This window comes from Pseudomonadota bacterium, from assembly GCA_039815145.1.
Taxonomy (GTDB): Bacteria; Pseudomonadota; Gammaproteobacteria; order Steroidobacterales; family JBCBZW01; genus JBCBZW01.
Genome location: JBCBZW010000040.1, coordinates 26,827 through 39,011 on the forward strand (window position 1 = coordinate 26,827; position 12,185 = coordinate 39,011).

At 67.0% G+C, this 12,185-nt stretch carries 7 protein-coding genes; 5 read left to right on the top strand and 2 right to left on the bottom strand.

Going from position 1 to position 12,185, the window contains the following annotated elements; translation table 11 throughout:
* Positions 1 to 4 precede the first annotated feature (4 nt).
* Complete coding sequence (locus AAF184_12135) at positions 5 to 2,860, bottom strand: diguanylate cyclase (protein ID MEO0423082.1); 2,856 nt, start codon at positions 2,858 to 2,860, stop codon at positions 5 to 7.
* Positions 2,861 to 3,100: 240 nt separating this feature from the next.
* Here AAF184_12135 and AAF184_12140 point away from each other — a divergent pair, with 240 nt between their 5' ends.
* Both AAF184_12140 and AAF184_12145 read left to right on the top strand, forming a co-directional pair.
* Entirely contained in the window at positions 3,101 to 4,189 is a 1,089-nt protein-coding gene (locus tag AAF184_12140) for a galactose oxidase (GenBank protein MEO0423083.1), read from the top strand.
* 14 nt (positions 4,190 to 4,203) lie between these two features.
* On the top strand, positions 4,204 to 5,136 hold the full coding sequence (locus tag AAF184_12145; GenBank protein MEO0423084.1) for a M14 family metallocarboxypeptidase: 933 nt from the start codon (positions 4,204 to 4,206) through the stop codon (positions 5,134 to 5,136).
* On the opposite strand, the gene AAF184_12150 is transcribed toward AAF184_12145, so the two are convergent.
* Positions 5,133 to 8,087, bottom strand: coding sequence for a S8 family serine peptidase (locus tag AAF184_12150; GenBank protein ID MEO0423085.1), 2,955 nt, complete (start codon positions 8,085 to 8,087; stop codon positions 5,133 to 5,135). The two genes, AAF184_12145 and AAF184_12150, sit on opposite strands and share 4 nt — an antisense overlap.
* A 193-nt stretch (positions 8,088 to 8,280) precedes the next feature.
* On the opposite strand from AAF184_12150, the gene AAF184_12155 reads away from it, so the two are divergent.
* From AAF184_12155 to katG, 3 genes are all read left to right on the top strand, one after another.
* Entirely contained in the window at positions 8,281 to 9,024 is a 744-nt protein-coding gene (locus AAF184_12155; protein MEO0423086.1) for an alpha/beta fold hydrolase, read from the top strand.
* The gene (locus AAF184_12160) at positions 9,021 to 9,389 is read left to right on the top strand and encodes a hypothetical protein (GenBank protein MEO0423087.1); all 369 of its coding nucleotides are present in this window, start codon (positions 9,021 to 9,023) and stop codon (positions 9,387 to 9,389) included. Before AAF184_12155 ends, AAF184_12160 begins: the two co-directional genes overlap by 4 nt.
* A gap of 322 nt (positions 9,390 to 9,711) precedes the next feature.
* Positions 9,712 to 11,964 carry a catalase/peroxidase HPI gene (katG, locus tag AAF184_12165; GenBank protein MEO0423088.1) on the top strand — a complete coding sequence of 751 codons (2,253 nt, stop codon included), beginning with the start codon at positions 9,712 to 9,714 and terminating at the stop codon, positions 11,962 to 11,964.
* The last annotated feature ends 221 nt before the right edge of the window (positions 11,965 to 12,185 follow it).

Below are 12,185 nucleotides of genomic sequence, written 5' to 3' on the forward strand. Positions count from 1 at the left end.
CCAGCTATGCGGCCTGCTCGAAGCGATTGCGCCCGCGGTGCTTGGCCCGGTAGAGAGCCTCATCGGCGCGGGCGATCATGTCGTCCACGCTCGCATCCAGGCCGATGGTGAAGGTGGCCACACCGATGCTGACGGTCTCCCCGTCCAGCGCCTTCGGCAGGGCGTGCACCAGGCGCTCCGCGAGCGCTGCCGCGGCCACTCGGTCCGATCCCGGCGCCACCACTGCAAACTCCTCGCCACCGTAGCGCGCGACAGTGCAGTCCGCGCGCACCAGAGCGGCGAGGGTCTGGGCCAGCTCGCGCAACAGGCTGTCGCCCGCCTGATGGCCCCAGGCGTCGTTGTAGCGCTTGAAGTGATCCACATCGATCAGCAACAAGGACAGCTCCAAGCGCTCGCGCTGCGCGCGCTCGAAGAGCATCGCCAGGCGCTGATCGAACATGCGTCGGTTACCGATACCGGTCAGCGCATCACGCTGCGCCTGTTGCGTGAGCAGGCGATTGGCTTCACGCAGCTGCTCCGTTCGCCGGCGCACGATGTCATCCAGCAGACGATTGCGCGCGGCGAGCGCGTGCAGCTTGCGCCGGCTGTTCGCGTACGCGCCCAACACCAGCAGCAGCGCAGCAGCCCCCGCCAAGGAGATGCGCACCAAGTCGCTGTCGTGCCGATGGGGCGTCAAGCTGAAGTACAGGGGCGCGGCTCGGTAGAGGTGGCCGCTACCCGTTCTTGCCTGTACCTCCAGCGTGTGCGTACCGACACTCAGATCCAAGGTCGCTTGGGGCGCGCGCTGCCAGGCACTCCACGCGGTCTCCTCGCCCTTGAGGCGGTAGCGGTAACGGGCAGGTTCGGTTTGCGCCAGGTCGGTCAAGGCGAAGCGAGCGGTCACCCGGGCGCTGCGCCCACGCAGCTCCACCGGCCCGCTGACCGGCAGCGGTGAGCCGCTCGCCTGGCCAGGATCGCGGCGCTCCAACGCGATCACCGAGAGCGGCTGGCTGAGTGCGCTGGGGTCGGCGTGGGGCGTGTGGTGGAACAGGCGCGCGCCTCCCAGCCACATGGTGTCCTCACGCCCCGGCGCGAAGGCTTCCACCGGCCCGGCCCGCAGCTCGGCCAGGTTGGTCACCGCCCAATCGCCGTCGTCGAAGCGATAGAGGGCCCGGTAGCTCTGGGCGTAGAGATTGCCCTGACCGTCCTGCTGGAACCAGGGGAGTTCCTCGTCCACCAGCAGGCCGCGCAGGCCGTTGAAGTCATCCTCCACGAAGGCCCGGCCATCCCAGCGGTACAGTCCCGCAGCGGTGGCCACGGCGATGCCTGATGGCGTCGTGCTGACCTCCGCGTAAGGTGTGTCGCCGTACGCCACGCCCACCTGGTCTCCCAGCGTTTCGGTGAGCACTACGCTGGCCCCGTCGTCCTCGAGCAGGGTGGCCTGCATCAGGCCTCGATTGGTCCCCAACCAGACCGTGCCCGGTTGATCGGAGGGCGCCATCGACCAGACCACGAGGCCCGGTCGACGCAGGCTGGCGAGCTCTCGCCACTGCCCACCCTCGTAGCGAACGGCGCCCAGGCCCATTTCCGCCCCGACCCACACGAGTCGATCGTCATGGGCATCGCTCATCAACTGTCGGGGGAAGATCCCCTTCAGACCTACCGCCCGCAGGACATCCTCCCCGGTGAGATGTTTGACCCCCTCGCGATCGGCGATGAGCCGACCGTAGGGCGTGTCGTACACCTGCCAGGTGTCCTGCGTGTCCCAGGGCAGGCGTTCGAAGGGCAGCACGGGAAGGCCATCATCGGCGATCTCGGCGGCGTACACCCCCGCATCGGTGGAGATCAACAGCTCATCGTCCGCGCTCAGGATGTGCATCACCGATCCGGTGAAGCCCGCCTTCGAACCGTACTCGATCCAGTGCGCTGGCCATGGCAGGCGCACGAGGCCCTCGTCGTCGATCAGCAACAGGGCATCATCAGCGCCGCGCTCGATGGCGGAGATGTAGTTGTCCGTCACCGGCACGTGCTCGAAGCGCTGCGCGCGCAGGTCTAACACGCGCAACACCCCGTCGGTGCCGCCGAAGGCGATCTTGTCCTCCTCCAGCACCTGCAAGGTGGTGAGGGCGGCGACGTCGTCGTAGGCGAGCTCGTCCATGCTCACCAACTCTCCGTCGTCCCACAGGCGTATCGCCGGCGACCAGTCGTAGAACAGCACCCGCCCATCGGGCAGCTCGTAGATGAAGGCCACATCCTCATCGGCGAAGGTCTCGCCGCCCGGCACCATCTCGAACTCACCGTCGCGCAAGCGCCGCACGCCCCGCTCGAACCAATGCACCCACAACGACCCGTCCACCGCCGCGACGGCGCCGAAGCGATCGGGGTTGAACCACAGTCCCAGCGCCTTGCCGTCGCTCGACATGGCGAACAGATGCTGCTCGCCAGCGAACCACAGCTGCCCGTCGAGCTCGATGATCTGCAGAATGTCGCCAAAGGTGGCGTCGGCCAATTCGTCTTCGAACGCGGGCGTCAAATCGACATAACGCTCCGTGCCATCGGCCTGGCGCTCGAGGTAGCCAAAGCACTCGGAGCCTCCCACCCAGACGCGCCCGCGCATGTCGCGATGCAAGGCACGTACGGGGCCGCGTGAGGCCACTTCGATCATGCTCCAACGGTTGCCGTCGAAGCGGAGCACACCGTTCTCATGGCCAACGTACACCATGCCGTCGGGCCCCTGGGCCACAGAAAAGTACTGCGGATACAGGTCTAGATCGGGTCGGAAGCGCTGCACGCGAACGTCCTGCGCCTCTGCAGCGGGCAGTTGCCAAAGGCAGGCGAGCCAGAGCAGCGCGAGCGGACGACACGCGCGCAACACCCCCACAAGCCATCCTGCTGACTTGCCTTGTCTGGCGAATGCGAGCGCATTCACCCCCATGGTGTTCCTTGGCCGCTTGGCGACATCGGCGACTCCGTCCGCCCGTCGTTCGTTCGAGCAACCCGGAGCATACCGCACGGCTCGGCATCGTTGGCGCTCGTCCTCTCGGCGGGCGCCCCGCGCACACTCCGGACATCGAGGGTGCTGCTAGACTTCCGGTGAATTTACCATCGGTGATACGCACCCGTGCCCGCCAAGACGCTCCGCCTGCTCTTTCTGTCGACTGCCGTCGCCATCACGGTCGCTCGAGGCGCCGAGTTCGAGACACCATCCCTGCCGATCGCTACCGCGAACAATGCCATCGTCACGGTCATCGCCAGCGATGATCGCGCTTACCTCATCAGCTTCGCAGGTCTCGGCGCGGGCAAGACCGTCGACGATATCCACGCGCGCACCTTCGTCTTAGGCCTGGGGGATTCGCGTTGGCGAGAGGCACCTCGCGTGCCCGGTGGCGTCGGCCGCCTGGCCCCCGTTGCCGTTGCCCTGGGATCGCGCGCCTACGTCTTCGGCGGCTACGCAGTGGCCAGTGACGGCAGCGAGCGCTCCACCCCGTGGGTCCATGCCTTCGATCCCGTGACGGACACCTTCGACGCCCTGCGGGCGATGCCCGTACCCGTCGACGACGCCGTCGCGGTGACCTATCAGGCGCGCTACGTCTACCTGATCAGCGGCTGGCACGACGATGGCAATGTGAACCTCGTCCAACGCTACGACAGCCACACGGACACCTGGCACCAGGCCACGCCCCTGCCCGGCCCGGCGGTCTTCGGACACGCCGGCGGTATCGTCGACAACACCATCGTCTACTGCGATGGCGTGGCCGTGCGTGCGCACCGCGTGCGTCGCCGCGACTTCGCCGCGAGCAGCGCCTGCTACGTCGGCAGCATCGACCCCGAGAACACTCGGCGCATCGACTGGCGGCGCATCGACGCGCACCCGGGTCGGCCCCGCTACCGCATGGCCGCCGCTGGCGTGCCGACGCTCGGTGCCGTCGTGTTCACCGGTGGCAGCACCAACCCGTACAACTACGACGGCGTCGGCTACGATGGGCAAGCGGCCCAGCCTGCCACCGGCACCTTCTACTTCGATCTGCGCCAACGCCAGTGGCGCTCACTGCCTCACGACGAGGCACCGCCCACGATGGATCACCGCGGCCTCGTGCCCTGGGGCGGGGCCTGGGTCACGGTTGGCGGGATGCTTGCCGGGCAGCAGGTGACGGACCAGGTCACCTCCCACCGCCTGCCCAGCACGCCCCCCCAGTTACCTAACGAATAGAAAAGGCTACTCGCATGCAACGCTTCTATCCCATCGGCACGCCCGGCACTCCCTGGGGCGACTCGGAACGACGCGCCTGGTTTGAGGCTCAGCGCCCGGCCCGCAGCTACCACGAGCAGGTGCTCGCTCGCCTGCAGCTCAAGCTTCCGAGCAATTTCACGATCACCCAGTACGGGGCCCTGCCGGTGGATCCCCAACGCTATCCGCTGTTCGCCCTCAGCGCCGATGGCGCCGGCAGCTCCGCGCCGTGGGTGCTGATCACCGGCGGAGTCCACGGCTACGAGACCAGCGGCGTGCAGGGCGCCCTCGACTTCGTGCACGGTCGCGCGCAGGACTACCTCGATCGGGTCAACTTCCTCGTGCTGCCCTGCGTGAGTCCCTGGGGTTACGAGATGATCACCCGCTGGAACCCGAACGCTGTGGACCCGAATCGCTCCTTCAAAGCCGACTCGCCCGCCGAGGAGGCCGCCAGCGCGATGGCCCTCCTGGAGGAACGTCAGCTGCGGTTCCTGATGCACATCGATCTGCACGAGACCACGGACAGCGACGAGGACGAGTTCCGCCCAGCCCTGGCCGCGCGCGATGGTGAGGCCTTCAAGCCCGGCACCATTCCGGACGGCTTCTATACAGTGGGCGATCGAGATCGCAAGGTGCTGCCGTTCCAGCAGGCGATCATCGAGGCGGTGGCGCAGGTCACCCACATCGCGGACGCCGATGCGGACGGCACCCTGATCGGCACCGCTGCCGACGCCCCAGGGATCATCCACATCCCCAGCAGCCGCCTAGGGTTGTGCGCGGGGGTGACGGGCGCGCCCTACACGAGCACCACGGAGGTGTACCCGGACAGCGCTCGGGTCACCGATGAGCAGTGCAACGCCGCCCAGGTCGCCGCCACCTGCGGGGCCTTGGACTACGCCCTACAGCATCCGCCGGCGGCGCCCCACTAAGGCGACAGCCGTGCACCCACGGTCAGGGGGATGCCCGTCGTGCCCATGGCACCACGCGCAGCGCTCGCCACCTGGCTGTCGGCATCCTCGGCGGCGGCGGCCGCTTCGGCGCTCGCGAGCTCACCGTTGAAGGTGGTGATGAAATCGAGGTCGTCACGGTCGCCCTCGATCGTTACCACCTGGAGCTCGAGGGGGTCGAGCACCGGGAAGGCGCCGCAGGCCTCGGCCGCGTCGCAGATAAAGCCGTCGGCGTCCATGTCCGTGCCACTGACGATGAGGTATCGCCCCGGCGGCACATTAGGGAATTCGTAAGATACGTTGCCACGCACCGTGCCCGGTTCGGCCTGGGCGATGACTTCGCCGGTATCATCGTCGATCAGCAGCACGAACTGGTTGCCCGCACTGCCGAGCTCCGCTTCGCCGTCCACCGCCTGCATGATGACCGCCACCGCCACCTCGCCGCCGTTCGTCGCAAAGCGCACCTCGCCCTGATAGGTGCCCGGGGCCAAGCCGTCGCGCGCCACGCGCAGGAGGTACTCGCCCTCACCTGCTGCATCGACTTGCGCCGTCTCCGCCGTGAGCCACGGGGCACTCGGGTCCACCACCGGGGGTTCCACCTGCAACTCACCGGTGCCGACGTTGCTCACCGTAATCCGCTGCGCGGCCACGGTGATGCCGAAGTTCAGCGCGGGCGGCGAAGCCACCGCCACCGGCCGGGGCTCGGGCAATTCGCCGCCCGCCACTTCGATCGCGGCGAGGACAGCGTCCAGGGCGTTCACCATGCCGTGGCCGTAGAGGTCGTCGCGACCGCTGGCGCCCAGATCGTCACTCAGCGATCCGTTCTCGATCAGCTCATCGATGAGTGCCGGCGTGAGCTGCGGCGCCACCGCCTTCATCAGCGCGATCACCCCGGCCACATGGGGCGAGGCCATCGAGGTGCCCTGTAGGAAGCCGTAGCCGAAGCGGATCTCGCCGCTCGAGTCGTCGCCGATGGTGCTCAACACCCCGTCGCCGAAGCCGTCACCGTTCACGTCGGTTCCCGTACTGCCGCCCGGAGCGGCGAGATCGATGGTCGGCCCGAAGTTAGAGTAGCTCGCGATGTTGCTGTTGATGTCCGCGGCGGAGACTGAGATCACCCCGTCGTAGGCCGCTGGGAAGGACGGCGCACTGCTCGAACTGTTGCCGGCCGCGGCCACCACCACCACGCCCACCGCGCGGATCTCGTCGATCAGGTCCTGGGTACTCTGGGAGAAGCCCGCGCCGCCCAGGCTCAGGTTGATCACGTCGGCGCGCTGGTCGGGCAGGCGACCGGAGTCGTTGGGTAACCCGGCCGCGTAGCGCATCGCTTGCGCGATGTCGAAGCTCGAGCCTCCGAAGCGCCCCAGGGCACGCAGGGGCATGATGCGCGTATTCCAGCCGCTGCCCGACACGCCCGTCCCATTGTCCGTGAGCGCACCGACGGTGCCCGCCACGTGGGTGCCGTGGAAGCTGCTGCCCCCGCCGCCGCCGAGGTCGCCGGGGTCATCCGGGTCGTCGTCGATGCCATCGCCGTCGCGGGCGTTGTTCGCGCTGCTGATGAAGTCGAAGCCGGGGGTCAGCTTGCCTGCGAAGTCGGGGTGCCCCGTGAGCACCCCGGTGTCGACCACCGCCACGATCACCGAGGCATCGCCCTGGGTGAGATCCCAGGCGGCGGGCAGGCCGATCGCCGGGTAGTGCCACTGGAGTGAGGCGAACTCATCGACGGGCTGTAGCGAGGATTGGTGCCAGTAGTTGAGCGAGGCGGAGCGCACGTCGTCGCGCTTGCCGAGCGCCTTCGCAGCCAGCAGCGTCCTGAGCTTCTCAGCCGTCTCCTCGTCCTTGGTGAAGGAGAGGTAATGCGCGATCGCGGCCTTCTCATGCGCGGTGGCCCGCATGGTCCGTGTATCGAGCAAGCGGCGACGGCCTTGACCGCCCCCGAGGGCTTGCAGTCCTTCGCGCTTGCTGAACGCTTGCATACCGCCCTTTGCGATGACCGCCTCCTCTCGCAGGCGGGCGACCACCTGGTTGACCACGAAGTCATCACTCAGGCGTAACGCCGTGGCCGGATCGATCGCCTCGCCGACGCTTTGTCCCACACTCAGTAGATAGCTGGAGGCACCCGAGAAGGCCGTCACCCCAACCAGGTATTCGCCGTCTGCCGGAATGGTGATCTGCTCGAAGGCACTGAACGATACCGACGTGTCGAGAAGGTTGCCCTCCGCATCGAGCAGCAACAGGTCGAGATCGTTGATCGCGGGACGCTCCGACTCGATGAACAGGGATACGAGTTGATTGGCGACCGCGCTGAGGCGATAGAAATCGTCCACATCGCCGACAGAGCGCAACTGCCCGGATTGCTCTCCCGTGCCAGGTCGGTTCACAAACCCACCGATGAGCACGGGGTTGGCGATCGGTTGTGCGGTGGCGAGGTCGTTGTTGCGCAGTAGCTCCGTGTTCGGGTCATTGACGTCGCCGTCGGTGTCCACGCCCGGCGCCGCGAACACGGCACCTGCCAGGTCGAAGTTGGCGAGGAAGCCGATCTGCAGCTGATCCGCATCGCTCGCGCCGTCGTCGTCCACCACCGTGAGTTCGAAGGTGGCCGACGCGTCGGCCTGTAGCGTGGGCACCTGGAACTGCAAGCGCGCCGTGTCCGCGTTCTGCAGAGCGACCGGAGTGCCGTCGATCTGGCGCCAGCCCACGCTGCTAATCGAACCGTCAGCATCGCTGACGGTGCCGAGCACGCTGACGTCTTCGCCCTCGCGGGCGTTGAAGTTGGTGCCGGCATCGGCGATCGGCGCCGGGTTCGGCGCCGGCGCGACGGGCTCCGCGGGGCCCGTATTCTGTGGCGCACTACTCCCGCCGCCACAGGCGCTGAGCAGCGCGCATGCCAGGGTGAGGCCAATGGCCTTGTGAGCACCGCTTATCGTTGGCATCCCATTACCGCTCTACTGCTCGCTTCGTATCGTTGGGAACCCGCCGAGGGCCAAGGGTTCATTCGATTGTTCGATGTCGACCCGCGTTGAGTTGCCGAAATCTCGGAGGCGCCCTATTCTGCGGCTCCCTGCGGTGCCCGAGGCCCCCTACCCTATGTCTGCCCGCCCCCAAAGGTCACGTGTCGCCCTCAGCGTGCGCTTACTCCTACTGCTCATGATCCTCGTGGGCGCGGGGCAGCTCCTGCAACTGCCGGCGACGCAAGACATCCGCTTCGACCGCTACGGCGAGGGCTCGCCGATCACGATCGCCATCCACGGCAGCCCCGGCACGCGCAGCGACTTCACCCGCCTCGGCCCCTTGATCGCTGGCACGGTCTATGCCCTCGACATGCCCGGCTTCGGCGACTCGCCGATGGCAGCGCAAGACTACGGCGTGGATGCGGCGGGAGCGGTCGTGCTGGACTTCATGGATCGCCAGGGTATCGACCGCGCCCGTGTGCTCGGCTACTCGTGGGGCGGTGCCGTGGCGGTGGAAGCGGCGGTCGCGGCGCCCGCCCGGATCACGGAAGTCGTGCTCCTCGATAGCATGGGCATCCCGGAAGCTGAGCCGATCGCCGTGTACCCGCTGGAGCGCCTGCGCTACTGGGTGAGCGCCCCTTTTCTTCTCGCCTACCCCGGCAGCCTGGTGCTGGACCTTCCCACGCGCCATGGCTTTCTGCGCAGTTACCTGGACACGGACCTTAAGCAGGTCGCCGACCACCTCGCCACCTTACAGACCCCTACGCTGATCGTGCACGGCCGTCACGACACGGTGGTGGAGCCCTGGGCCGCTGAGCGCATGCACGAACTGCTGCCGCACAGCGAGCTGCGTTGGTTTGACGGCGGCCACGGCACCATCTTCTACGACGGCAAGGTCATCGCCGAGGCGCTCGAGTGAATCTCAGCGCGCTCTTCTTCCGCCTGTGGGTGATCACCTGGGCCGGCGCGCTACTGTTGGTGTTCGCCCAAGGCTACTTCATGTCACGCCAGGTGTGGATGCTACCGGTGGGGTTCGTGCTGTGCGCCGCCTGCCTGTGGGGTGGTGCGCGCTGGGGGGCCCGCGTCGCCAAGCGTGGTCCCATCGCGCGTAACGTTCTGCGCCTGATCGCGGCGCTGCACATCTGGCCGCTCGCGGCACAACTCACTGCCCTTGGCGAGCCTAGATGGGACAACCTGATCCTGGCCCTGGTGGGCTGGGGGCTGTTGGAGGCGGCGGGCTTTGGGGCCCGGAAGAGTGCCCCTACTGACGCGGTGTCCGCCTAGGAAAGTACCGACGCTCGGGAAGTCGCGTGACCCTCTACGTACCGGCGTTTCTCGTGTCGAGGGCGGAGTTTTTGCCGTGCCTGGTCGAACGGACGGCACGCCCGTCATGGCACCAGCGCTAGACTGCCGGCCGGCCCGGAAACGTCGCCTCTCTGATAGGCCACGACTTTCGTTCCCATAGTAATTCAGCGTTATCCGCCCCAAACAATCGGTGGCAGACTATCAACCACGAATGACCCGGTGTCGTCCTCCGGCGGGCTCCGTGCCCCTCGATCGTTGACACAACATCCATCTGCTAATCGTTGCGGAGTTTCAGTTACCCATGATGAAGCATGCGAAAACCTTAGCCACCGCCATCGCGGTGGCCATGGTCCCGGCCGGCGTCAGCCTCGCCGCCGGTGACGCCAAGACCAACAAGTTCTGGTGGCCGGAGCAGTTGGATCTGCAGCCCCTTCGCCAGAACGCCACCCAGTCCAACCCCATGGGTGCGGACTTCGACTACGCCGAGGCCTTCGCCTCCGTCGATCTGGACGCCGTGAAGGCCGAACTCACCGTGCTCATGACCGACTCCCAGGACTGGTGGCCGGCCGACTACGGTCACTACGGCCCGTTCTTCATTCGCATGGCATGGCACAGCGCGGGCACCTACCGCACCCTCGACGGTCGTGGTGGCGCCGCAGGTGGTCAGCAGCGCTTCGAGCCGCTGAACAGCTGGCCCGATAACGGTAACCTCGACAAGGCCCGTCGCCTCCTGTGGCCGATCAAGCAGAAGTACGGCAACAAGATCTCCTGGGCTGACCTCATGGTGCTCGCGGGCAACGTCGCCCTCGAGGACATGGGCTTTAAGACCTTCGGCTTCGCCGGCGGCCGTGAGGACGACTGGGAAGCGGAGCTCGTTTACTGGGGTCCCGAGAAGAAGTTCCTCGCCGATGAGCGCTACCACGGCGATCGCGAGCTGGCAAAACCTCTAGCTGCGGTGCAGATGGGTCTGATCTACGTCAACCCGGAAGGCCCCAACGGCAACCCCGATCCCCTGGCGGCTGCCCGCGACATTCGCGAGACCTTCGGTCGCATGGCCATGAACGATGTGGAGACTGCGGCCCTGATCGCCGGTGGCCACACCTTCGGTAAGGCCCACGGCGCGCACAAGCCGGAAGAGTGCACGGGCGTGGAGCCCGCCGGCAACAAGGTGGAAGCGCAGGGCTTCGGCTGGACCAACCGTTGCGGTAAGGGCAACGCCGAGGACACCGTGACCAGCGGCCTCGAAGGCGCCTGGTCCGCCAACCCCATCGCCTGGACCACCCAGTACCTCGACAACCTCTACGCCTTCGAGTGGGTGAAGAGCAAGAGCCCCGCCGGCGCCACCCAGTGGGTGCCCGCTGCAGCAGGCGCCGCCAACATCGTGCCCGACGCACACGTGCAGGGTAAGCGCCACGCGCCGATCATGTTCACCACCGACCTCGCCCTGCGCGAAGACCCGGAGTACCGCAAGATCACCGAGCGCTTCCGTAAGAACCCGGAAGAATTCGCCGACGCCTTTGCCCGCGCCTGGTTCAAGCTGACCCACCGCGACATGGGCCCCCGTGCTCGCTACATCGGCAGCATGGTGCCGAGCGAGGAGCTGATCTGGCAGGATCCGATCCCCGCCGTCACCCACGAGCTGATCACCGAGTCGGACGTGGCTGACCTCAAGCGTGCGATCCTCGACACCGATCTCACCACCCAGCAGCTGGTGCGCACGGCGTGGGCATCGGCCTCCAGCTTCCGCGCCTCAGACATGCGTGGCGGTGCCAACGGTGCGCGTATTCGCCTGGCCCCGCAGAAGGACTGGGACGCCAACGATCCGAAGGAGCTGGCCCGCGTGCTGAAGACCCTCGGCAAGGTGCGACGCGACTTCAACCGCAAGCAGTCGGGCTCCAAGGAAGTGTCCATGGCGGACATCATCGTGCTCGGCGGTGCCGCTGGCATCGAGCAGGCCGCCAAGGCGGCTGGCTACACCGTGACCGTGCCCTTTACCCCCGGCCGCGGCGACGCCACCCAGGACCAGACCGACGTGCGCTCCTTCGCCGTTCTCGAGCCCCGCGCGGATGCCTTCCGCAACTACTTCACCGAGGGTGCCCTGCGCTCCCCGGCGGACCTGATGGTGGACAAGGCTGACCTGCTGGACCTCGACGTCGCTGAGATGACCGTGCTCGTCGGTGGCCTGCGCGCCATCGGTGCTAACGCCGGCAGTAGCAGCCACGGTGTGCTCACCGCCACCCCGGGTACGCTCAACAACCACTTCTTCGTGAACTTGCTCGACATGAGCACGGCCTGGGGCCCGTCAGCAACGACGCCCTACGTGTTCGAAGGCCGTGATCGCACGAGCGGTGAGCTGAAGTGGACCGCCACGGAAGTGGACCTCGTGTTCGGCTCCAACGCTGAGCTGCGCGCAGTAGCGGAGTTCTACGCCTTCGCCGATTCGCGTGAGCGCTTCGTGGACGACTTCGTCGCCGCCTGGACCAAGGTGATGTCGGCCGACCGCTTCGACACGCCGGCGTCTGGCTCGGCCATGGCGTTCAGCGCGTCGAAGTAAGCGACATCCCACACCGGTTGCCATCGGTGTGACGGTGATAGAAGGGCCCGTGGCGCATCGTCGCCACGGGCCCTTTCTTTGGGTCAATCCGGATCTCGCAAAGGATCCTGAGCGCATAGAACTGGATGCGCTAAAGCATTGAAAGGCCATGGGTCGGGCGATAGCGTTGGGTTACCACACACCAAGACTACGACCCGGTGACCCATGACCTCGCTCAAGGC

Bases quoted from the DNA above. Each gene is read 5' to 3' on its own strand.
- katG (MEO0423088.1), top strand. From the start codon at position 9,712: ATGATGAAGCATGCGAAAACCTTAGCCACCGCCATCGCGGTGGCCATG.
- AAF184_12145 (MEO0423084.1), top strand. From the start codon at position 4,204: ATGCAACGCTTCTATCCCATCGGCACGCCCGGCACTCCCTGGGGCGAC.
- AAF184_12150 (MEO0423085.1), bottom strand. From the start codon at position 8,087: ATGCCAACGATAAGCGGTGCTCACAAGGCCATTGGCCTCACCCTGGCA.